The following is a 23,297-nucleotide window of genomic DNA, read 5'->3' on the forward strand; positions in this document are numbered from 1 at the left end:
TTCGAGCAGGAAAAATATGCCGGAATCACCGGGTTGAGAGCCAATACAGGAGCGCATTCCGGCAATCTTTGCCGACAAAATTCGCAAAAAATTGAGTCGAAAGGGACGAAACAATTGGAGATACTTTTGAGGCTTGCAGCCGGAATTTTTATCGCGCCTTATTAGGGTTTATTCGGATCAGAATTCGCGACGCCAGGCGTTTTTTCGCGGCGACGCAGTCCCAGAAACTTTTGAAGCGACCGGCCATGATTTGCAGCGCGTGGCCACGATTCATTTTTTTAACCCGAGGTGCCGGACATGCTCAGCGTTCTAGCCAGAATTTTCGACGTTGCCGCCATTGCCGCTGGAGCGCTGCTCGCGGCCGCCTTGCACCGTGGCCAGTTTGTGCCGCTCACCGACGCGGAGAGCGTGGCGCTCGCGTTCAACTGCGTGCTTGCGATCTGGATGTTCCCGGCGTTCGGGATCTACAAGTCGTGGCGCGGCAAGTCGCTCTACGCGCTCTTTGCCCGCGTGTGCGCTGCCTGGCTCGCCGTGGAGGGCACGGGCATCCTGCTGAGCTTTAGCCTGCACCGCGCCGATTCGCTCTCGCGGCTGTGGCTCGCGTACTGGGTCGTCGCCTCGGTGGCGCTGCTGATCGTCTCGAAGGCGCTCGTGCACATGGTGCTGCGTGGCATTCGCCGCGAGGGCTACAACCAGAAGGCCGTGGCGGTGGTGGGCGGCCCGCGCTACGGGCGCTTCCTGATCGAGCACATGCGCTTTCACCCGGAAGCGGGCTTTCACCCGGCGCTCGTGTTCGACGAGGACAGCGATGCCGATGGCGCCGCCGCAATCGACGGCGTGCCCGTGGAGCGCAACCTCCAGGCCATGCTCGAGTTCGTGCGCGAGAACGAGGTGCGCGAGCTGTGGCTCGCCTTGCCGATCACCAAGGAACGCACGATCCATCGCATCGTCACGGCCTTGCGCAACGACTTCGTGAACATCCGCTTCATTCCGGACGTGCGCAGCCTGTCGTTCTTCAGCCAGCCCGTGGTCGATCTGCTCGGCGTGCCGGCCATCAACCTCGCGGCCTCGCCGGTCACGGATCTGCGCGTGCTGCCCAAGCGCGTGTTCGACATCGTGTTCGCGGGTGGCGTGCTGGTCGCGCTGGCGCCGCTGCTGGCGGTCATTTCGCTCGCCGTGAAGCTCACGTCGAAGGGCCCGGTGTTCTTCAAGCAGCGCCGCAAGGGGCTGGATGGCAACGAGTTCGAAATCTACAAGTTCCGCTCGATGAAGGTCCATGCGGAAGTCGCGGGGCAGATCACCCAGGCGCGCCGCAACGATCCGCGCGTGACGCGCGTCGGCGCGTTCCTGCGCCGCACGAGCCTCGACGAGCTGCCGCAATTCATCAACGTGCTCAAGGGCGAGATGTCGGTGGTGGGTCCGCGCCCGCACGCGCTTGCGCACGACGACATCTACAAGGACCTCGTGCGCGGCTACATGGCGCGCTATCGCATCAAGCCGGGCATTACGGGCTGGGCGCAGGTCAACGGCTTTCGCGGCGAAACCGATCGCGTGGAAAAGATGCGCGACCGCGTGCGCTTCGATCTGCACTACATGCAGCACTGGAGCTTCGCGCTCGACCTGCGCATCGTGGCGATGACGATGTGGAAGGGCTTCGCAGGCCAGAACGCATATTGAGGCGAGGCGAGTGCGCGCGATGCTGGTGTGCGCAACGTTTCGCGTGACATGAAGAACCAATCACTTTTGAGGTGGGCATGAATCTGACGATCATTGGCAGCGGTTATGTGGGTCTCGTGACGGGCGCCTGTCTTGCCGACATTGGCAACGACGTGTTTTGCCTCGACGTCGACGAACGCAAGATCGACCTGCTCAATCAGGGCATCGTGCCGATTCACGAGCCGGGCCTGAAGGAGATCATCGAGCGCAACGTGCGCGCGCGCCGGCTGAAGTTCTCGACCGACGTGGAAGCGGCGGTCGCGCACGGCGACGTGCAGTTCATCGCCGTGGGCACGCCGCCCGACGAAGACGGCTCCGCCGACCTGCAATACGTGCTGTCGGCCGCGCGCAACATCGGCCGCCACATGACCGGTTTCAAGGTGGTGGTGGACAAGTCCACGGTGCCGGTCGGCACGGCCGCGCTCGTGCACGACGCGATCGCCTCCGAACTGCGCAAGCGTGGCGAGAGCCACATGTTCTCGGTGGTCTCGAACCCCGAGTTCCTCAAGGAAGGCGCGGCAGTCGACGACTTCGCGCGGCCCGACCGCATCGTGCTCGGCTGCAACGACGACGTGCCCGGCGAGCGTGCGAAAGAGGTCATGAAGCGGCTCTATGCGCCGTTCAACCGCAATCACGAGCGCACGCTCTACATGGACGTGCATTCGGCCGAATTCACCAAGTACGCGGCCAACGCCATGCTCGCCACGCGCATTTCGTTCATGAACGAACTCGCGAATCTCGCCGACCGCGTGGGCGCCGATATCGAGGCCGTGCGCCGCGGCGTGGGCTCGGACCCGCGCATTGGCTACGACTTTCTCTATGCGGGCTGCGGCTACGGCGGCTCGTGCTTCCCGAAAGATGTGAAGGCGCTCATGCGCACAGCCGAGGATTTCGGCGAGCCGCTGCAGATCCTGCGCGCCGTGGAGTCCGTCAATGAAGCGCAGAAGCAGGTGCTCGCACAGAAGATCGTTACGCGCTTCGGCTCCGACCTCACGGGCCGCACGTTCGGCGTCTGGGGGCTCGCGTTCAAGCCGAACACCGACGACATGCGCGAGGCGCCGAGCCGCACGCTCATCGCCGAACTGCTCGCTCGCGGCGCCACGGTCAAGGCTTACGACCCGGTCGCGACCGCCGAGGCGAAGCGTGTACTCGCGCTCGATCTCGCGCACGCGCCGGAACATCAGGCGCGGTTGTCGTTCGTGAACGACGCGATGGAAGCCGCGAGCGAAGCGGATGCCGTGGTCATCGCCACCGAATGGAAGGTTTTCAAGGCACCCGATTTCGAAACGCTCAAGTCGCAGCTGAAGATGCCGATCGTGTTCGACGGCCGCAATCTGTACGAGCCGTCCGCGCTGCAGGAACTCGGCATCGAGTACCACGCCGTGGGCCGCGCCAGCGCGACGCAGGCGAGCCGCGCGCGTGCCGAAACCGCCGCGACGCAGGCGCTGGCCTGAGCGTTGCCGGGCTTCGTGCGCAGCGTCATGTAAAGGAAGGGAGTCACGCGACCATGATCAAGAACGTGCTCATCGTTTGCCACGCCAACGTCTGCCGCTCGCCGGCGGCGGAGCAGCTCTTTCGCGAGCGTCTGAGCGAACAGCAAGGCTCACGGGTGGAATCGTTTCAATCGGCGGGCCTGCGTGCGCGCGATGGCGACGACATGGACCCCGTGATGCAGTGGCTGCTCGCCGAGCGCGGCGTGAAGGTGGGCGGGCACCAGTCGCGCCGCCTCACGAGCCGCCTCGTGCGCTCGGCGGACCTCGTGCTTGTGACCGAGCGCCGCCAGGTCGCCGCGGTCGAGCGCATTGAACCCACCGCGCGCGGCAAGGTGTACGCGCTCGGTAACTGGGAGAACTCTGATGTCAGCGATCCGCACGGGCTCCACGAGTCCGCGTATCGCCAGAGTCTTGAATTGATGGATCGCATGGTAAAGGGATGGTTGAGCCGAATATGCCAATGACAAAACTGAAACTGACGGCGGTAGTCGCGTTGAGCGTCTTCGTTTCCGCGTGCGCGACGGCGCCCGGCAACTATCTCGACACGTCGAGCCTGAAAGAACAGCCGAACAACCAGCCGCAGCAGCAATTCAACGTGCAGCTCATCACGCAGCAAGTCGTGCTGCAGCAGGCGCAGACGGCCGCGGCGCAGCCGAAGGCGCCCCTGCCGCCCTCGAAGTTCGCGAACACAGCCGACTACGTCTATCACATCGCGCCGCAGGACATTCTCGGGGTGACCGTGTTCGATCACCCCGAACTTTCGACGCCGCAGGGCTCGACGTTCTCCACGGGCGGCAACACCACGCAGACGGTGGGCCAGGCGCTCACGCAGCCCTATACCAACGCGCTGCCCGGCCAGGCCGACCCGTATGGACAGACCGTGGCCAAGGACGGCACGATCTTCTTCCCGTTCGTGGGCCGCATCATGGCCGCGGGCAAGACGCCCGGCCAGATCCGCGACCAGCTCGCGGCCGGCCTCGGCCCCTACGTGAAGAATCCGCAGGTGGACGTGCGCGTGCTCGCGTACCGCAGCCAGAAGGTGCAGATCACGGGCGACGTGAAGACGCCGGGACCGCTCTCCATGAGCGACGTGCCCCTCACGCTGGTGGACGCCATCACGCGTTCGGGCGGCACGACCGACAGCGCCGACATCAACCGCGTGCGCCTCACGCGCAACGGCAAGCTGTACATCCTCGACGCGAACCGCATGCTCGACGGCGGCGATTCGACCCAGGACGTGCTGCTGCAGAGCGGCGACGTCATCAATATTCCAGATCGTTCGGATAGCAGAATATTCGTAATGGGCGAAGTGAAGACGCCCCTGCAGACAAACCTGATTCGCGGCAACCTCACGATCGCCGACGCGCTCACCCAGGCGGGCGGCATTCTCGATACCGACGCGAACCCGCGCCAGATCTTCGTGATGCGCGGCATGAAGGACAACCCAACGCAGCCCGAGATCTACCGTCTCGACATGACCAAGCCCGACGCGATCATGCTTTCGTCGCAATTCCAGCTCAAGCCGCTGGATGTGGTGTACGTGGGCACGGCCGCTTCGACGACCTTCAACCGTGTGTTGCAGCAGGTGCTGCCGACCATCCAGACCGTCTTCTATCTGAAGCAGATCGCGAAGTAACAGCGTGATCGAAAAGCTTCGAAAGAGGACGCAGGAGCAACACCTAAACAACGGGATTGAATCGTGACCATACAAGCCAATAGCCAGGCGGCCCCGGCGGCCCGCACAGAGGAAGAGGACGTCGTCCTCGGCCAGTTGCTGCGCGTCATCATCGACGACATCGGCTGGCTCATCGCGATCGCGGCGGCGGTGATCGCCATGGCCGTGTTCTACTGCTTTATCGCCAAGCCGGTTTATACGGCCGACACCCAGGTTCGCGTGGAGCCTTCCGACTACACGTCGCAGGCCCTCACGCAAACGCAAACCGGCGCGAACATCAGCTCTGGATCGTCGACGGGCAGTCTGCCCACCGACGCCGAAATCCAGATGATCAAGAGCCGCAGCGTGGTCGAGCCGGTGGTGAAGCAGTTCAAGCTGAACACCACCGTCACGCCGGTCATGCTGCCGTTGATCGGCAGCCTGTCCGCGCGTCTCGCGACGCCGGGCACGCCCGCGCGTCCGTGGTTCGGGTTGAGCAACTGGCTCGGCAACTTCGCGTGGGGCGGCGAAGTCATCAACCTCGACTCGATCGAGGTCACGCCCGAGCTCGAAGGCAAGAAGCTCTCGCTGACCGCGCTCGACAACGATCGCTACGTGATTTCGACGCCGGACGGCGCGCGCCTGCTCGAAGGCACGGTGGGCCAGCTCGAGCAGGGCGGCGGCGTGAAGCTGCTCGTCAACAAGCTCGTTGCGCGTCCGGGCACCCGCTTCAATGTCGTGCGCCTGAACGACCTCGATGCGATCAGCGGCTTCCAGAACGCGATTCAGGTCCAGGAGCAGGGCAAGCAAACGGGCGTGATCGACATCTCGCTCGAAGACAACGACCCCGAGCACGCGGCGGCGATCGCGAACGCGGTGGCGCAGTCGTACCTGCGCGAGCACGTGGCGACCAAGCAGGCCGACGCGAGCAAGATGCTCGACTTCCTGCGCAGCGAACAGCCGCGCCTGAAGTCGGACCTCGAGAATGCCGAAGCGGCGCTCACGGCTTACCAGAGCAAGTCGGGTTCGATCAACGCGAGCGATGAAGCGAAGATCTATCTCGACGGCAGCGTGCAGTACGAGCAGCAGATCTCGGCGCTGCAACTGCAGATCGCCTCGCTCCAGCAGCGCTTCGGCGACCAGCACCCGGTGCTGATCGCGGCGCGCCAGCAGCTCGCGCAACTGCAGGGCGAGCGCGCGAAGTACGACACGAAGTTCCGCGACCTGCCGGCCACGGAAGTGAAGGCCGTGCAGCTGCAGCGTGACGCGAAGGTGGCCGAGGACATCTACGTGCTGCTGCTCAACCGCATCCAGGAGCTTTCGGTGCAGCGCGTGGGCACGGGCGGCAACGTGCATATCGTCGATCCGGCCCTGCGCCCCGGCAATCCGTCGAAGCCCAAGAAGCTGCTGATCGTCTCGGCGGCGTCGCTGCTCGGCATCATTCTCGGCACGGGCTTCGTGCTCATGCGCCGCAACATGTTCAAGGGCATCGTCGATCCGGACCAGATCGAGCGCTCGTTCCAGCTGCCGGTGTACGGTCTCGTGCCGCTTTCGCCGGAGCAGCTGGCGCTCGAAAAGCGGGCCCCGGTGCGCGGCGGCACGCGTCTGCGTGAAGTGCTCGCGAACTCGCGCCCGAAGGACCTCACGGTCGAAAGCCTGCGTAGCCTGCGCACCTCGCTGCAGTTCAGCGTGATGGACGCGCGCAATCGCGTCGTCATGCTGACGGGTTCGGTGCCGGGCGTGGGCAAGAGCTTCCTCACCGCGAACCTCGCCGTGCTGCTCGCCCATTCGGGCAAGCGCGTGCTGATGATCGACGGCGACATGCGCCGCGGCGCGCTCGAACGCCATCTGGGCGGCCCCCAGGAAAACGGCTTCTCCGAGCTGCTCTCGGGGCAGATTTCGCTGGACGAGGCGATTCGCGCGACCGAAGTGGACAACCTGCACTTCATGTCGTGCGGCCGCCGTCCGCCCAATCCTTCCGAGCTGCTGATGTCGCCGCGTCTGGGCCAGTACCTCGAAGGCCTGTCGAACCGCTACGACGTGCTGCTCATCGACACGCCGCCGGTGCTCGCCGTGACCGACGCCGCCATCATCGGCAGCCATGCGGGCTCGACGTTCCTCGTGCTGCGTTCGGGCATGCACACCGAAGGCGAAATCGCCGACGCGCTCAAGCGACTGCGCAACGCCGGCGTGCGTGTGCAGGGCGGGGTGTTCAACGGCGTGCCGGCGCGTACGCGCGGCAACTACGGCTACGGCTACGCGAACGTGCGCGAGTACCTGAGCGCATGACGCCTTCGCCCCCATCAAGTACAGCCAGGGAGGAACCCGCGATGAAAGTGACCGTGCTCGTGCCGACCTATCGGCGTCCTGATGATCTGTCGCGCTGTCTTTCGGCGCTGCTGCGCCAGCAGCGCGCGCCCGACGAGATCGTGGTGGTGGCGCGCGCCGACGACGAGGCGACGCACGCATGCCTCGCCGAACACGTCACGCCCCGCGTGCTCAACGTGGCGGTGGCCATCGTCGAGGAGCCGGGGCAGGTGGCGGCGCTCAATCGCGGCATCGAGGCCGCGACGGGCGAGGTGATCGCCATTACCGATGACGACGCCGCGCCGCGCGCCGATTGGGTCGCGCGCATCGCGGCGGCCTTCGAGTCCGACCCGAAGCTCGGCGCGCTGGGCGGCCGCGACTGGGTGCACGAAGGCGGCCGCATGATCGACGGCGAGCGCACGCTCGTGGGCAAGCTGCAGCGCTCGGGCCGCATCGTCGGCAACCATCATCTCGGCGCGGGCGGCGCGCGCGAAGTCGATCTGCTCAAGGGCGCGAACATGAGCTATCGGCGCGCGGCGATCGGCGACCTGCGCTTCGACCGACGCCTTCGCGGCACCGGCGCGCAAACACATAACGACATGGCCTTCAGCATGAGCGTGAAGCGCTCGGGCTGGAAGCTCGTCTACGACCCGCTCGTGGCCGTCGACCATTACCCCGCGCCGCGTCCGGGCGAAGACCCGCGCAACGCGCAGACGCTCGCCTCGATCCGCAACGCCGCCTACAACCTGCATATCATCCTGCTCGGCCATCTCACGCCGCTGCGGCGCGAAACCGCCTGGTGGTGGTACGCGCTCGTCGGCACGCGTGTGTATCCGGGCGTCGTGCACACCGGCCTGAGCGCCGTACGCGGCGATTCCGCGGGCGCGGCGTTCGCACGCTGGCGCGCAGTGCGCGGCGGCGCACGAGAGGCGCGCCGCGCGCTCGTTTGAGCGACGCGGCCAACGACTAAACGGAGGACCCCGAATGAGCGGTACGCAAGTCCACGTCCACCTTTTCTATGGCGCCGATCCGCGCCGCTATCGCAAAGGCGAGAACATCGGCAGCCTGTACGGCTACCATCACGCGGAATCTGCGGAATTCGCCCTCAATTACGCGCAGGACGCGAGCGAGAGCACGTCCATGCGGTTCATGCGGCGCGCACTGAAGGCCGCGTTCGGCTTCGACTTCATTCATGCGTGGCGCAATCGCCGCGCCATTCTGCAATCCGACGTCATCTGGACGCACACTGAGCAGGAGCATCTGGCCGTGGCGCTGGTGCTGCTGATGAACGCGAAGAAGGGCGGCGCGCGCCCGCTACTGCTGGCACAAAGCGTGTGGCTGCTCGACCGCTGGCCGGGCTATGGCGCGCTGCGCCGTGCGATTTACAAGCGGCTTCTCAAGCGTGCCGATCTGCTCACCACGCTCGCGAGCGAGAATGCCGCGCTGTGCGGCGAGTATTTCGGGCGCGAGGCGCGTCACGTGCTCTATGGGCTCAATACCAGCGATTTTCCGCTGCGTCCGCCTTCGGAGTGGACGCCGCATACGCCGGTGCGCGTGGCCGCGATCGGCAACGACCGCGACCGCGACTGGGCCACGCTCGTCAGCGCGCTCGGCAACGATTCGCGCTACCAGGTGCGGATCGCCACGCGCCGGCGCATGCCGGCATCGGCGCGCGCGGACAACGTCGAAATCGTGCGCGTTTCCGGCATCAAGCAACAGCACGCGCTGTATGACTGGGCGGACATTATCGTCGTGCCGCTGCGGCCCAACACGCACGCTTCGGGCATCACGGTGATGCTGGAAGCCGCGGCGCTCGGCAAGCCGATGATCGCGACGAAGGTCGGCGCGCTCGAGGACTACTTCGACGACAAGGCCGCCTCGTATGTCGAGCCGTTCAACGCACAGCAGCTGCGCGACGCGGCGAATGCGCTCGTGGCCGACCCGGCGCGGGCGCTCGCCCAGGCGCGTGAAGCCTGCGAGCAGCTGCGCACGCGCGATCTCACGACTGAGCACTTCGCACGGCAGCACGCGCAGCTCACGCGCGAGATGCTGCACGAGCGCGACGCGCTCAATGGCGAGTCGATTGCGAGCGAACCCCGTGGCCGGGGCGTCGCTGCGCGCGGGATGTGATCATGGACGTCACGACCGCTATCCCGGCACCCGCGCCGGCGCCTCAGCCGGGCCGCCGCCGCGGCGGCCTGCGCAGCCTGTTCGGCCGCGATACGCTGCCGCCGCTCGCCTTGTGGGTATTGACAGCGCTCCTGATCGGCGCGCACCAGGGCACCGTTCTTACGCTGGCGTTTCCCGTGCTCGCGATCGCGGTGGGATTCTGGCTCTACTTCGTGAACCCGGTGCGCTATATCGGCTTCATGTGGTGGCTGTGGTTCCTGAGCCCCGAAGTGCGGCGCCTCGCCGACTACGGCAAGGGCGGCTTCACGCCGACCAGCCTCATTCAGGTCGCGCCGCTCGCCGTCACGATGATCAGCGGCATTTCGCTGCTGCGCTACTACCCGATCCTCGGGCAGCGGCGCGGTCTGCCGCTCCTGCTCGCGCTGCTCGGCATCGGCTATGGGTTCGTGGTGGGCGTGGTGGGGAGCGGCCCGGCCGCGGCAGTCTATGACCTTGCCAACTGGATCTATCCGTTTCTGATCGGCTTTCACATCATGGCGCTCACGCGCCAGTATCCCGAGTGCAGCAAGACCATCATCAACACCTTCATCTACGGCATGCTCGTGATGGGCGCGTATGGTCTCGTGCAGTTCTTCATCATGCCGCCGTGGGATGCGATGTGGATGATCGGCTCGGACATGAACTCGCAGGGCGACCCCGTGCCGCTCGGCGTGCGTGTGTTCAGCACGATGAACTCGTCGGGCCCGTTCGCGTTCGCGATGATGGGTGCGATGGTGTTCGTGATGGCCGCGAAGCATCGCGTGCGCTGGGTCGCGGCGGCGTTCGGGTTCTTCTCGTTCGCGCTCTCGCTCGTGCGCTCCACCTGGGGCGGCTGGGCGATCGCGATGGTGATCCAGCTGATGAAGTCGAGCAACAAGGTGCGTATTCGCATCATCATCAGCGCAGTCGTGCTTGCGGGCGTGTGCGTGCCGCTGCTCACGTTCGGTCCTGTGGCGGACCGCATGCAGCAGCGTCTGAATACGCTCGTGAACCTGAAGGACGACCAGAGCTACGAGGCGCGTAACCAGTTCTACGCCGACTTCGCGAAGAAGGCCTTCACCGACGTGACGGGCGAGGGCCTCGGCGCCACCGGCGCATCGACCAAGCTCTCCAGCAATAACGGCCAGCTCGGCCAGTACGGCAGCTTCGACAGCGGCGTGATGAACATTCCGTTCGTGCTGGGCTGGCCCGGCACGCTGCTCTACATGTCGGGCGTGCTGTGGCTGCTCGTGCGTGCGGTGCGGGTGTCGTTTCGGTTTCCCGAGGACCGCTACGTGTGCGCGTGCCTGAGTCTCGCGATATCGATCTTCGCCATGCTCGTGTTTACCAACTCGCTCGTGGGCACCGGCGGCCTGCTGCTCTTTTCGAGCGTGTTTTCCATTCTCAGCGCGGGGCATTGGGCGAAGCTTCAACGCCAGGCCCCGACCACGGAGGTCTCCGATTGAGAGTCGCAATTGTCACGCATGTCGTGCGCCACAATGACGGCCAGGGCCGCGTCAATCATGAAATCGCGCGCGCCGCGCTCGACGAGGGGTTCGAGGTGACGCTGGTCGCCTCGCATGTCGCGCCCGAGCTGCTTGCCCACCCGAAGGTGAAATGGGTGAGCGTGCAGCCGTCTCGCGCATGGCCTACCAACCTGCTGCGCCAGCAGGTATTCGCGTTGAAGAGCGCGCTGTGGCTGCGTCGCAACCGGCGCGAATACGACGTGCTCCATGTGAACGGCTTCATCACCTGGGCACACGCCGACGTCAACACCGCGCACTTCGTGCACGGCGGCTGGGCGCGCAGCAAGTATTACCCGTTCGGTCTCACGCGCGGCCTGTGGTCCGCTTACCAGTTCGTCTACACGCGCGCCAATGCGGTGCTCGAGCGCTGGGCGTACCGGCGCTCGCGCGTGATCGCGGCCGTTTCGCGCAAGGTCGCCGACGAAATTCGCGCCTCGGGCGGCAACCCCGTGGAGCGGCTCGACGTGATCTACAACGGCGTGGACACGCGCGGCTTCTCGGCCGCGAGCGCGGATCGCGCAAAGTTCTCGCTGCCCGCCGACGCCTTCCTGCTGCTTTTCGTGGGCGATCTGCGCACGCCGCGCAAGAACCTCGGCACGGTGCTGCATGCCATGAAGCAGATGCCCGAGAACGTGCATCTGGCCGTGGCGGGCTACCTGCCTGGCAGCCCGTATCCCGAGCTCGCACGCGAGCTGGGCATCGAGTCGCGGGTCCATTTTCTCGGCCTCGTGCGCGAGATGCCCACGCTCATGCGCTCCGTCGATACCTACGTATTTCCTTCGCGCTACGAAGCAATGAGCCTTTCGCTGCTCGAAGCGATGGCGGCGGGCTTGCCCGTCGTCACCGCGCGCACGGCCGGAGGCGCGGAAATCATCACGCCCGATTGCGGCATCGTGCTCGAAGACCCCGACGACGTGCCGGCGCTCGCCAACGCTGTGAAGACGCTCGCCACCGACACGCCGCGCCGCCTCGCGATGGGCGAGGCCGCGGCGGAGCTTGCCACGCAGTTCGGTTGGGCGCGCATGGCCGCGCAGTACATCGCGCTCTACCGGCAACTGGCCGGCGATGCGAGCGAGGCCGCGCGCCGCGAAGAACCCGCATTCGCCGCTGCGACGCTGACGGGCGGGCAATCGCTCCAGCGCGCAGACACCCCCCTGATAACCGCATACGTGCAGAATAAGGACACGCGATGACCACACCATCCATTCAATCGCTGCAGATCGGCATGCACTGGTTTCCCGAGCGCGCAGGCGGTCTCGACCGCATGTACTACTCGCTCGTCGGCGCGCTGCCCGGTGCGGGCGTGCGCGTGCGCGGCGTGGTGGCCGGTTCGCCCAAGGTGGCCCAGGACAGCGGCGGCGCGATTCACGGCTTCGGCTCCGCTTCGCGCTCGCTGCCGTTTCGCCTCATGGATGCGCGCCGCGCGCTGCGCAGCGAGATTCGCCGCCACCGTCCCGACGTGATTTCCTCGCACTTCGCGCTTTACACCTTCCCCGGCCTCGACGTCACGCGCGGCATTCCGCAGGTTTCGCACTTCCAGGGCCCGTGGGCCGACGAAAGCTTCGTGGAAGGCGCGGCCACGCTGAGCCAGCGCATCAAGCACTCGCTGGAGCAGTCGGTGTATGAGCGCTCCTCGCGGCTCATCGTGCTGTCGAAGGCGTTTGGCGACATTCTCACGCGCCGCTACGGCATTTCGCCCGAGCGTGTGCGCATCGTGCCGGGTTGCGTGGATACGGCGCATTTCGACCCGGCCTGCACGACGGCGGAAGCGCGCCTGAAGCTCCAGTTGCCGCAAGGCCGCCCGATCATCCTCGCCGTGCGCCGCCTCGTGCGCCGCATGGGCCTGGAAGATCTGATCGACGCGATCAAGATGGTGAAGCAACGCCACCCGGACGTTCTCCTGCTGATCGCGGGGCGAGGCCGTCTGGAGTCCGAACTGCAGCAGCGCATCGACGAAGCGGGGCTGGCCGACAACGTGAAGCTGCTCGGTTTCGTGCCCGACGCGCACCTGCCTTCGCTCTATCGCGCGGCCACGCTGAGCGTGGTGCCGACGGTCGCGCTGGAAGGCTTCGGCCTGATTACGGTGGAGTCGCTCTCCGCGGGTACGCCGGTTCTGGTGACGCCGGTGGGCGGTCTGCCGGAGGCAGTGGCGGGTCTGTCACAGGATCTCGTGCTGCCGAGCACGGGCGCGGACGCGATCGCCGATGGCATCGACGGCGCGCTCTCGGGCCGCATCAAGCTGCCGGATGACGAGGCATGCAAGGCGTATGCGCGCGAGCACTTCGATAACGCCGTGATCGCGAAGCGCGTGGCCGGTGTCTACGCGGAAGGCATCGCCGCTCACTGAAGCGGGTCGATCGACCGAAAGAAAACCGCCGAGAGAGCGGCGGTTTATCTGTAGAACAAGAGTCAGCAGGCGGCGCGCTATTGCGTTTCGAGCACGCGTTCGCGGGCCTCTTCGTACATCCAGCGCAACGTTTCTTCGAGGTGCTTGCGCGAGCTGTCGCCGACGATGGAACGCAGCTTCGCGTTCGACCCGATCAGCTGACGCACTTCGTTGGCGCGGACGAAACGCGGATCGATGTGCACCTCGATCTCGTAGCCGGCGATGCGCGCGAGCATGTCGAGCAGCGCGCCAAGCGTCTGGCCGCTACCCGAGCAGACGTTGACGGTGGCGCCGCGCGGCGCGACTTCGACGAGCCGCGCATAGGCGTTCACCACGTCGCGCACGTCGGAGAAGTCGCGCGCCACGTGGAGGTTGCCAAGCGAAATCTGTTTTTCGCCGCGAGCGTAGTGGTCGACGATCTTCGGGATCAGGAAGTCTGGCGACTGGCCCACGCCCGTGTAGTTGAACGGGCGCGCGACAACGATCGGCAATTGCGCCTGAAAGCGCCTCGCGACGTATTCCATCGCGAGCTTGCTGACCGCGTAGTCGTTGGCGGGCTGGGGCTCGACATGCTCGTCGATCACGCCGTTGGTGGCGTTGCCGTAGACGTTCGCGCTGCTGGCCAGCAAGACGGCGCGCGGCACGTGCTTCTGCTGCGCGAGCGCCTCGAGCAGATTGCGCGTGCCGACGACGTTCACGACATAGGTGCGCGCCACGTCGCTGTCGGCCACGTGGGCCACTGCGGCGAGATGCACGACCACGTCGGGCTGCACGGATTCGAGCGCATGGGCGATCGCGGCACGGTCGAGCAAGTCGGCTTCGATTGCGGTGGCGCCGAACGGGAAGGCTTCCGCGCCCAGCGACTCGCCCGCCCGCACGGTGCCACACACACGGTAGCCGTCCGCCGCGAGGCGGGCGGCCATATAGCGGCCCGTAAAGCCGCCAATGCCCGTGATGAGCGCGCGCGGACGGCTAGCCGGATCAGAATGTGTCATGGCGTTCGTTGCGCGCAAGGTCGGCCGTGACCATCATCTGGCAGAGCTGCTCGAGCGAAGTTTGCGGCTTCCAGCCGAGTTTTTCCTGCGCCTTGGTCGCGTCGCCAATGAGCAGATCGACTTCGGCGGGGCGGTAGTAGCGCGGGCTCACGCGCACGAGCGTGCGGCCGGTGGCGACGCAGATGCCGGCTTCGCGCTCGCCCTTGCCCGACCATTCGAGCTGGAAGCCGGCGGCGGCGAAGGCCATTTTCACGAAGTCGCGCACGGTTTCGGTGCGGCCGGTGGCGAGCACGTAGGTGTCGGGCTCGTCGGCCTGCAGCATGCGCCACATGCCTTCGACGTATTCGGAGGCGTAGCCCCAGTCGCGCTTGGCGTCGAGGTTGCCGAGTTCGAGCATGTTCAGCTTGCCGAGCTTGATCTTGGCGACGCTGTCGGTGATCTTGCGCGTGACGAACTCGCGCCCGCGCAGCGGCGACTCGTGGTTGAAGAGAATGCCGCTCGTCGCGAAGATGTCGTAGGACTCGCGGTAGTTGATGGTGGACCAGTGCGCGAACAGCTTGGCCACGCCATAGGGGCTGCGCGGATAGAACGGCGTGTCCTCGCATTGCGGAATCGCCTGGACCTTGCCGAACATTTCAGAGGTCGAGGCTTGATAGAAGCGCGTTTTCGGATTCACGACGCGAATCGCTTCGAGCATGTTCAGCACACCGATGCCGGTGACTTCGGCGGTCGTGGCGGGCTGGTCGAACGACACGCCCACGAAGCTCTGGGCGGCGAGGTTGTAGACCTCCTGCGCCTGGGCGCGTTCGACGAGGCGCAGGGTCGAGCCCGCGTCCGTGAGGTCGTGTTCGACGAGTTCGAGCGACGGATGGTCGAGGATCCCCAGCTCGTTCATGCGCCAGAAGTTCACGGAGCTGGTACGGCGATAAGTGCCGGTGACGTTGTAGCCCTTGTCGAGCAGAAGGCGCGTGAGGTAGGCGCCGTCCTGGCCGGAAACACCGGTGATGATCGCTTTGCGACGTTCGTTCATGTGATGTGCCTTTGAAGTGTCGAACGGGATTCAGGAATTACGATTGCGGGCTCGACTGGCTCACACGCGCAGTAAGGTCGACCGGCTCAGCCGCAGAGCGGCGGCGCGGTCCGCGCGTGAGGCGGCGCTCGAAGAGAAACCAGCTCGCGCTTGCATAAGCGAGTGTGAGGACGAGCGCAATCGCGGCGCTCTTGATGCGGCCGTAGTGGAGCGGCCACACGGCATAGAGGATCGTGAGGTGAATGAGGTAGATCGTGTAGCTGATCGTGCCGATATACACGAGCACTGGGTTCGAAAGCAGGCGCCGCACGATGCCTTTCGACTGCAGTGCAAACACGACGATGGAGGTGCAGAGCACAAGCGAAACGCTATAGAGCATGGCGTTGGAGAGCGGCGTGTTCATGCCTCGAAAGCGCGGGTAGTGCAGGTGCAGCCAGGCCAGCACGCCGAGCGCCGCGAAAAAAAGCACGGCGGCGGGCCACTTGAAGGGCTCGAGCGCGTTGCGGTCGCGGCGCACGAGCACGGCGAGCAGCGCGCCAGCAGCCAGCAGGTCCATGCGGAACGGCGTGAGGTAGTAAATCGGCCAGTACGAGTCGAACCACGGCGTCGCGACGGCGCGCAGTACGGGCACGAGAAAGATGAGCGCGGCGGCCACCACGGCCATGAGCCGTTGCGGCAGGAGCAGCACGACGAAGGGCCAGACGATGTAGAACTGCTCTTCTACGGCAAGCGACCAGAGGATGTTGAGGCTGTCGTGTCCGCTCTGGCCGAGTGCGTCGCCGATATTGGTGGCGAAGAATGCATACCACGGCCAGTAGTGCGCCCAGCCGAAGCCGAACAGCAGCGACGAAACAATGAGCAGCAGCACGTAGGGCGGCAGGATACGGCGCACCCGACGCGCATAGAAGTAGCTGAAATACGATTGCCCGCGCGCCTTGCGCTCGAGCAGGATGCCGGTGATGAGAAAGCCGCTCAGCACGAAGAACAGGTCGACGCCCATCCACAGCGGCGCGCGCAACGCGTGCTGCGCGAACACGGCGAGCACGGCGAAGGCACGCAGACCGTCCAGCTGGACGATGCGGTGGGAATGGTTGGCGGGGCCTTGTTGATTGACTAGGCGGCTAACGGTCATCGGTTCTCCGGTGGGTTCATGCATGCGCGATTGCTTCGCGATTCATTCTAGAAAGAATTAAATGTTCAAAAAGCCGAAATATATTGATTCCAGATTTTTGAATTTAAATACCGGAATTTGCGCGATATGAAATGCGCATTACCGTATGGAAATCGGGATTGGCCTAGCTGAACACCGCACCGCACGGCCTTTTCGGCGTGATATCGGCGTTTGAGAATTTATTTCCGAATGGCTCAGAAATGGGTCATAAATACTGAATTTTTTTGAATTATTTTCCCTTTTTTGGAGGCGATTTTTCACCGGGTTTGTACGGCATGATCCTGGCAGATTGCCGTCATCAGACCGGAGGAATTTGCCTTGCCGTTATCGAATCCCGATCGCCGCTTGCGCAGGACGTTGGCACTGGCCGCGATGTGCACGTTTATCTGCACGTCGTCGGTTCAGACCATCGCCGCGCCGCAACTCAATGTGACGACCTCGTGGATCGGCAATAGCTTTGGCAACGGCCAGGGCACGTGGATGCAAATCAACGTCACGGCCATCGCCGTCACGCCCGAAGGCAAGTTGTTCACCAACGCGCCGTGGGACGAGAGCGGCGCCGAGATCAGCGCGTATCAGGACGGCAAGCCGCTCGGCTTTGCCGGCGGCACACACGGCTGGGGCGGCGCCGGCGGCAACGCCGTGGCCGTGAATCATCGCTATCTGTATGCGGCGGTTGGCGTGGGCAACGAGAAGGGGCATCTCGTCGGCAGCGGTATCTGGCCCGCGAAGGGCAGCCAGTGGTACGGCATCACGCGCCGGCCGCTCGACGAGCCCAAGCGCGCCGCCGCGTTTCAGTCGTCGCCCGATCCGCTCAATCCGCATGCGCAGCTTTCTGCGTCGTTCCTGAAGATCAACGAAGTGCCCACGGGCACGCATGCCGACATTGGCGGACTCGCCGCGACGGATTCGACGCTCTATGTGAGCAACACGCCGATGAACCGCATCGAGGTGTACGACGCGAACTCGATGCAGCGCAAGGCGCAATGGGACATGCAGGCGCCGGGCCGTATCGCGCTCGCGGCCGACGGGTCGCTGTGGGTGCTGACAGGCGCCGAAGCGGGTAAGGGCGACGCTCGCCCGCGCGTCGAACATTACTCCGCGGACGGCAAGCGCCTCGACGACACGCTCGCGCTGCCCGACGATTCGGTGCCGGTGGATCTCGCGTTCAATCCGCAGCAACGCCTGCTGATCGCCGATAACGGGCCGCGCCAGCAGATCCTCATCTTCACGCGCAACGGCCGTGCGTGGACGCAAAGCGCCACGCTCGGCGAACGCGGCGGCATCTTCTCGGGCGTCGCGGGCCGGCCGGGTCCGGGCCGCTTCAACGGCCTCACGGGCGTTGGCACCGATGCGCACGGGAACATCTACGTCTCTACCAACGGCGTCGGGCCGCAGCATGAAGACAACATCGGCGCGGGCCTTGGCGCGACGCTGGAGGCCTATACGCCTGCCGGCAAGCGCCTGTGGAACCTGGAAGGCCTGCTGTTCGTGGACGGCGCGTGGGTGGACCCGCAGCGCCCCAACAGCGTCTATACGGGCAACAAGCGCTTCGAACTCGACTTGTCGAAGCCGCCGGGGCAGGACTCGAAATATGTCGGATTCCTGTCCAATCGTTTCCGCTATCCCGACGACCCGGTCTTTCACACCGATCAGTGGCCGGGCCTGCCTACCGCGCGCGCGTTGAACGGGCACACGTTCCTGTTCCTCACCGACATGTACGCGGACCACCTGAAGATCTACCGCTTCGACGCGCAGCGCGACGGCGAGACCGCGATTCCCTCGGGACTCATCGCGGGCCGCGGCCGCGGGGTGCAGAACGTGCCGAACGCGCCGCCCGGCGGTGACTGGATCTGGCGCGATGCGAACGGCAACGGTGCGCTCGACGCCGACGAATTCACGCGCAATCCGGGCCGCGACCATCTGGCGGGCGGCTGGGGCTGGTGGATCGACACGCGCGGCGACATCTGGCGCGCGCGCGACGACAAGGGCATCTGGCGCTTCCGCTTTGGCGGGCTCGACGCGAAGGGCAACCCGATCTACGCGTACGACAAGCTCGACAAGTACGCGGTCCCCGCGCCGTTCACCGAGGTGCATCGCGCGATCTACGAGCCGCAGACCGACACGCTCTACGTGACGGGCTACACGGCCGATGCGCCGCACGATCCCGGTTTCTGGAAGGAAGCGGGGCGCGTGCTGGTGCGCTACGACAAGTGGTCGAGCGGCCACCCGGAGCAGCACTACATGCTGCGCCTGCCGTGGGACCCGAAGGCGAAGCCGCCTGTCACGCCCGCGGGGCTCACGGTGGAAGGCCAGTACGTGTTCGTGGTCGAGCCCGCGGGCAACGTCCACGTGTACGACAAGGACAGCGCGAAAGAGATCGGCACCTTCGGCCCGGGCGCGGAAGTGGGCAACACCTCGGGTTGGGTCGACGTGCCGTTCGGGATCACCGCGCATCGCGAAGCGAACGGCGAATACCTCGTGTTCGTCGAGGAAGATGCGCGCGGCAAGGTGCTCATGTACCGCTGGAAACCGGCCTGACCCGTTACGGGCCACGCAACTGGATACCTAATGGACAAAGGAATACTGCGCAACGTCGCAATCAATCTGTTCGGTCTCGTGCTGCCGACCTTCGTGTCGCTCGTCACGGTGCCTTCGTATATCCGCCTGCTCGGCGTGGAGCGCTATGGCGTGATCGCGCTCGTCTGGACCCTGATCGGCTACTTCAGCGTGCTCGATCTCGGCATGAGCATGGCCGCGCAGAACCAGATCTCGAAGGCGTATGCATCGAAAGACGCCGACGCCTGCGAGCGTGTGTTCTGGAGCGCGTTCTGGCTGAACTTCACGACTGGCGCGATTGGCGGCCTGCTGATCTATTCGGGCGGCGCGCTCTATACCGCGTATTTCACGCACGTCACGCCCGAATTGCGGCACGAAGTCTATCTCGCGCTGCCCTGGCTCGCCGTGGCGATTCCGGTGGCGAACGTCTCGTGGGTGTTCGCGGGCGCGATCAACGGCGCGGAGCGCTTCGGCATCTACAACACGAACCAGACGCTCGGCACGTTCCTGTTCCAGTTGCTGCCGCTCGCCGCCGCCTGGGCGTACGAACCGAATCTGCAGACCGTGCTGGCCGCCGCTGTGTTTGCGCGTCTCGCGGCCGCCATCCTGCTCGGCCGCTCGGCGCTGCGCGTGCTCGGCATTCGCAAGGTGCGCGGGCCGCGCCTCGATACCTCGAAGGCGCTCTTCAATTTCGGCGGCTGGATGCTGGTCGCGAGCATCACGACGATGGTCGCGGATTCGCTCGACCGCATGATGCTGGGCGCGGGCCTCGGTGCGCGCTTCGTCACGTACTACACGGTGCCGCAGAACCTCGTCACGCGCCTGAACATGGTGCCGAACGCGCTCGTGCGCACGCTGTTTCCGCGCCTCTCCGCGCTGGGCCGCGAGCATGCGGATGAAATCGCCGCGCAGTCGCTGCAGTTTCTCAATGCCGTGTTCACGCCCATCGCCATCGGCGCGATCGTGGTGCTGCAGCCCTTCCTGCATGCGTGGGTCGGCCCCGTGATCGCCGAGCACGGCGCGCCGGTTGGACGCGTGCTGATCATCGCCGTGTGGCTCGTCGGGCAGGCGGGTGTCACGCGCATTCTCATCCAGTCGCAAAACAATCCGGCTGTCGCCGCGCGCGTCGGGCTCGTGGAGCTGCCGCTCTTTGCCGGTCTGCTGTGGCTCGGCATATCGCGCTACGGCTTGCCGGGCGCGGCCGCCGCCGTGCTGTTTCGCGCACTGTTCGACTACGTCGTGCTGCTGTGGCTTTCGCGCATTCATAGCCGCACGATCATCGTCGATATGTTTGCACACCTGAGTTTTCTCGCCGCCGCGCTCGCACTTGCGTGGTGGCTGCCGGACGCGCTGTACGCAATCGGCGCCGGTGTCGTGCTCGCGCTCGCCAACGTGGTGTGGTCCGTTGCGACCACGCCGATGCTGCGCGGCTACGCCCGTTCCCTTCTCTTTCGACTGAATTCACGGAAAAGCGCATGAGTCACGAACTGATCGACGAAGCGGCGCCGTCCGAAAGCGCCGCCGCGCCCATTCAACGGCGCGACGCCACCAAACCGCGACGGCCCGAAACGGGCGCCGTCATGCCGCTGCGGCCACTGCGGCCAGCGCTCGCCGCAGGCCGTGCGCCGCGCGTGGCCATCGTGCACGACTGGCTCGTGACCTACGCGGGCGCGGAGCGCGTGCTCGAGCAGATCCTTGCCTGCTTTCCGGATGCGGACCTGTTCTCCGTCGTCGACTTCGTCGATGCGAAAGACCGCACGTTCCTGCGCGGCAAGCGCGCCACGACCTCGTTCATCCAGAAGCTGCCCGGCGCGCGCAAGCGTTATCGCGCGTACCTGCCGTTCATGCCGCTCGCCATCGAACAGCTCGACGTGTCGGGCTACGACGTGGTGATTTCGAGCAGCCACGCGGTGGCCAAGGGCGTGCTCACCGGACCGGACCAGTTCCATATCAGCTACGTGCATTCGCCGATCCGCTATGCGTGGGACCTCCAGCATCAGTACCTGCAGGAGTCGAGCCTCACGCGCGGGCCGAAGTCGATGCTCGCGCGCCTGATCCTGCACTACATCCGCAACTGGGACGTGCGCACGGCGAATTCGGTGGACCAGTTCGTCGCCAACTCGGAGTTCATCGCGCGGCGCATTCAGAAGGTGTATCAGCGCCAGGCCGAGGTGGTCTATCCGCCCGTGGATGTCGACGCGTTCGAGCTGGAAACCACCAAAGAAGACTTCTATTTGACCGCCTCGCGGCTCGTGCCGTACAAGAAGATCGACCTGATCGTCGAGGCGTTCGCGCGCATGCCCGAGCGCCGTCTCGTGGTGATCGGCGACGGCCCCGACATGCACAAGGTTCGCGCGAAGGCGGCGCCCAACGTCGAAGTGCTGGGCTATCAGCCGTTCGCCGTACTGCACGACCGCATGCGGCGCGCCAAGGCCTTCGTGTTCGCAGCGGAAGAAGACTTCGGCATTTCCGTGGTCGAGGCGCAGGCTTGCGGCACGCCCGTGATTGCATTCGGCAAGGGCGGCGCGCTCGAAACGGTGCGCGACACCGGTTCGCGCCCCACGGGCTTGTTCTTCGAAGAACAAAACGCAGACGCGATCATCGATGCCGTCGAATCGTTCGAAAGCGATCCAGGCCGATTCCGCGCCGAGGATTGCCGCGCGAACGCCGAGCGCTTTTCTTCGCGACATTTCCGCGAGCAATTCTTCGCGCGTGTGGCGAAGGCGGTGCCGACGATTGCGCAGGCGGGCTCGGCACACGGCGCGGCACCGTTCGAGATCGAAGCGGACGCACCGGAAGCGCCGCGCGTGCTCGCCATCGACCAGAGCGGCGTGCTGGGTGGTGCTGAGCTATCGCTGCTGGAAGTGGTGAAGGGCTTGCGCTCGCGTATCGACGTGCTGCTCTTCAATGACGGACCCTTCAGGGAGGCGCTCGACAAAGCCGGTGCGCGTGTGGAGGTGCTCGATTCGGGCGCGTTGAGCAACGTGCGCCGCGATGGCGGCTCGGCGCCGCGACTGGGCGTGCTTGCGGGCATCGCCGCGCTCGTGCGCGAGACGCGCCGCCGCGCGCGCGGAGCCGACGTGCTTTACGCCAACACGCAGCGTGCGATGGTGATCGGCGTGCTCGCGGGCAAGCTCGCACGCAAGCCGGTGGTCTGGCATTTGCGTGACATCGTGAGTGACGAGCATTTCGGCCGTGTGCAGCGCGCCGTGATCAAGGGCTGCGCGAAGCTGGGACTCGCGCATGTGATCGCGAACTCGCATGCGTCGGCGAAGGTGTTTGCGCAGCTCACGCGCTTCGACGCGAAGCGCATCGACGTGGTGCACAACGGCGTGGATGAATCGCCGTTCCGTGCGCTCGCGCGCGTGCCGCAGGCTCAGTTGCGCGCGCAGATCGGCTTGCCCGAGGATGCGTTCCTCGTGGGTGCGTTCAGCCGTCTTGCGCGCTGGAAGGGCCAACACGTGCTGCTCGAAGCGTTGCTCGACGAGCCGCGTGCGCATGCCGTGTTTGTGGGGGCGCCGCTGTTCGGTGAGGATGCGTATGCCGCTGAGCTGCATGCGTTTGTCGAAGCGAATGGGCTGCAGGAGCGTGTGCATTTTCTCGGCTTCCGGCATGACATTGCTGCGTGCATGCGTGCCGTCGATGTGATCGCGCATACGTCTATTACGCCTGAGCCGTTTGGGCGTGTGGTGGTGGAGGGGATGCTGGCGCAGCGGCCGGTGATCGCCTCGCGTGATGGCGGTGTGACTGAGATTGTCGAGCATGGTGAGAGCGGGTTGCTCTGTACGCCAGGTGATGCGAAGGAGCTGGCTGCCACTATCGCCAGACTGCACGATGACGCGGCGTTGCGGGATGGACTTGCTGCGCAAGGGCTTGCTACTGCTCGGGAACGGTTTGGGAAGCAGCAGTATGTTGATGCTGTCGAGCGCGTGTTGGATGGGGTTGTTGCTCGTGGCAAGTAGTTGGTTTTTTTAGGCCTTGGTCGCGGCGCTTTGCCGTTTTGGCCTTTCCTTGCTTTCGCATCGGTATGCGAGTGTTGCCCCTGTGCGGGGCGGCACCTACTTTTCTTTGCAGCGGTGTACAGACCGGAGACATGATTGACAGGTGTATGGGGACATGGTTGACACTTTTGGGCAACCCAACGCCCGAATCCATCCATGCCCTGGAATGTAAAAGACACCATGAGCCTCAGACAGGAATTCGTCAGTCTGGCAGCCGCACAGAGCCTGCCCTTCAGTGAGCTGTGCCGGCGTTTCAACATCAGCCGCCAGACCGGCTACAAATGGCTTGAACGCCATCGCGACGAAGGCCC

17 protein-coding genes are annotated in these 23,297 nt (G+C 65.3%); 14 read left to right on the forward strand and 3 right to left on the reverse strand.

Annotated features, from left to right (window positions below):
- Positions 1-297: 297 nt before the first annotated feature.
- From M3I56_RS27875 to M3I56_RS27920, 10 genes are all read left to right on the forward strand, one after another.
- The gene (locus M3I56_RS27875; protein ID WP_254356700.1) at positions 298-1,677 is read left to right on the forward strand and encodes an undecaprenyl-phosphate glucose phosphotransferase; all 1,380 of its coding nucleotides are present in this window, start codon (positions 298-300) and stop codon (positions 1,675-1,677) included.
- Between the two features lie 77 nt (positions 1,678-1,754).
- Entirely contained in the window at positions 1,755-3,170 is a 1,416-nt protein-coding gene (locus M3I56_RS27880) for a UDP-glucose/GDP-mannose dehydrogenase family protein (protein ID WP_254356701.1), read from the forward strand.
- A gap of 53 nt (positions 3,171-3,223) precedes the next feature.
- A complete protein-coding gene (locus M3I56_RS27885) occupies positions 3,224-3,673 on the forward strand; it encodes an exopolysaccharide biosynthesis protein (protein ID WP_028203124.1) in 450 nt (149 codons plus the stop codon).
- A complete protein-coding gene (locus M3I56_RS27890; protein WP_254356702.1) occupies positions 3,670-4,845 on the forward strand; it encodes a polysaccharide biosynthesis/export family protein in 1,176 nt (391 codons plus the stop codon). The genes M3I56_RS27885 and M3I56_RS27890 overlap by 4 nt, the downstream gene beginning before the upstream one ends.
- Positions 4,846-4,905: 60 nt before the next feature.
- Complete coding sequence (locus M3I56_RS27895; protein ID WP_254356714.1) at positions 4,906-7,152, forward strand: polysaccharide biosynthesis tyrosine autokinase; 2,247 nt, start codon at positions 4,906-4,908, stop codon at positions 7,150-7,152.
- A gap of 41 nt (positions 7,153-7,193) precedes the next feature.
- Complete coding sequence (locus M3I56_RS27900; RefSeq protein WP_254356703.1) at positions 7,194-8,120, forward strand: glycosyltransferase family 2 protein; 927 nt, start codon at positions 7,194-7,196, stop codon at positions 8,118-8,120.
- Positions 8,121-8,154: 34 nt separating this feature from the next.
- Positions 8,155-9,300 (forward strand): glycosyltransferase, encoded by a 1,146-nt coding sequence (locus M3I56_RS27905; protein ID WP_254356704.1) that lies wholly within the window; start codon positions 8,155-8,157, stop codon positions 9,298-9,300.
- Positions 9,301-9,302: 2 nt separating this feature from the next.
- Complete coding sequence (locus M3I56_RS27910) at positions 9,303-10,784, forward strand: glucose-6-phosphate isomerase (RefSeq protein ID WP_254356705.1); 1,482 nt, start codon at positions 9,303-9,305, stop codon at positions 10,782-10,784.
- Positions 10,781-12,037 (forward strand): glycosyltransferase family 4 protein, encoded by a 1,257-nt coding sequence (locus M3I56_RS27915; protein ID WP_254356706.1) that lies wholly within the window; start codon positions 10,781-10,783, stop codon positions 12,035-12,037. The genes M3I56_RS27910 and M3I56_RS27915 overlap by 4 nt, the downstream gene beginning before the upstream one ends.
- Complete coding sequence (locus M3I56_RS27920; RefSeq protein ID WP_254356707.1) at positions 12,034-13,191, forward strand: glycosyltransferase family 4 protein; 1,158 nt, start codon at positions 12,034-12,036, stop codon at positions 13,189-13,191. Before M3I56_RS27915 ends, M3I56_RS27920 begins: the two co-directional genes overlap by 4 nt.
- A 77-nt stretch (positions 13,192-13,268) precedes the next feature.
- Here the strand turns inward: M3I56_RS27920 and M3I56_RS27925 are convergent, their stop codons facing one another.
- Genes M3I56_RS27925 through M3I56_RS27935 form a run of 3 tightly spaced genes read right to left on the reverse strand, consistent with a single transcriptional unit; the run spans position 13,269 to position 16,387 of the window.
- Complete coding sequence (locus M3I56_RS27925; RefSeq protein WP_254356708.1) at positions 13,269-14,225, reverse strand: GDP-mannose 4,6-dehydratase; 957 nt, start codon at positions 14,223-14,225, stop codon at positions 13,269-13,271.
- The gene (gene gmd, locus M3I56_RS27930; RefSeq protein WP_254356709.1) at positions 14,212-15,255 is read right to left on the reverse strand and encodes a GDP-mannose 4,6-dehydratase; all 1,044 of its coding nucleotides are present in this window, start codon (positions 15,253-15,255) and stop codon (positions 14,212-14,214) included. Before gmd ends, M3I56_RS27925 begins: the two co-directional genes overlap by 14 nt.
- Positions 15,256-15,292: 37 nt before the next feature.
- Positions 15,293-16,387, reverse strand: coding sequence for an acyltransferase (locus tag M3I56_RS27935; protein WP_254356710.1), 1,095 nt, complete (start codon positions 16,385-16,387; stop codon positions 15,293-15,295).
- A gap of 411 nt (positions 16,388-16,798) precedes the next feature.
- On the opposite strand from M3I56_RS27935, the gene M3I56_RS27940 reads away from it, so the two are divergent.
- The 4 genes from M3I56_RS27940 to M3I56_RS27955 all read left to right on the forward strand — a co-directional run.
- On the forward strand, positions 16,799-18,967 hold the full coding sequence (locus tag M3I56_RS27940) for a hypothetical protein (RefSeq protein WP_254356715.1): 2,169 nt from the start codon (positions 16,799-16,801) through the stop codon (positions 18,965-18,967).
- 30 nt (positions 18,968-18,997) lie between these two features.
- The gene (locus tag M3I56_RS27945) at positions 18,998-20,464 is read left to right on the forward strand and encodes a flippase (RefSeq protein WP_028203133.1); all 1,467 of its coding nucleotides are present in this window, start codon (positions 18,998-19,000) and stop codon (positions 20,462-20,464) included.
- The gene (locus M3I56_RS27950) at positions 20,461-22,947 is read left to right on the forward strand and encodes a glycosyltransferase family 4 protein (protein WP_254356711.1); all 2,487 of its coding nucleotides are present in this window, start codon (positions 20,461-20,463) and stop codon (positions 22,945-22,947) included. The genes M3I56_RS27945 and M3I56_RS27950 overlap by 4 nt, the downstream gene beginning before the upstream one ends.
- 219 nt (positions 22,948-23,166) lie before the next feature.
- A partial coding sequence (locus M3I56_RS27955) for a helix-turn-helix domain-containing protein (RefSeq protein WP_375541803.1) occupies positions 23,167-23,297 on the forward strand: 131 nt, incomplete at its 3' end.

The organism is Paraburkholderia sp. CNPSo 3281 (genome assembly GCF_024206515.1).
GTDB classification, from domain to species: Bacteria; Pseudomonadota; Gammaproteobacteria; order Burkholderiales; family Burkholderiaceae; genus Paraburkholderia; species Paraburkholderia nodosa.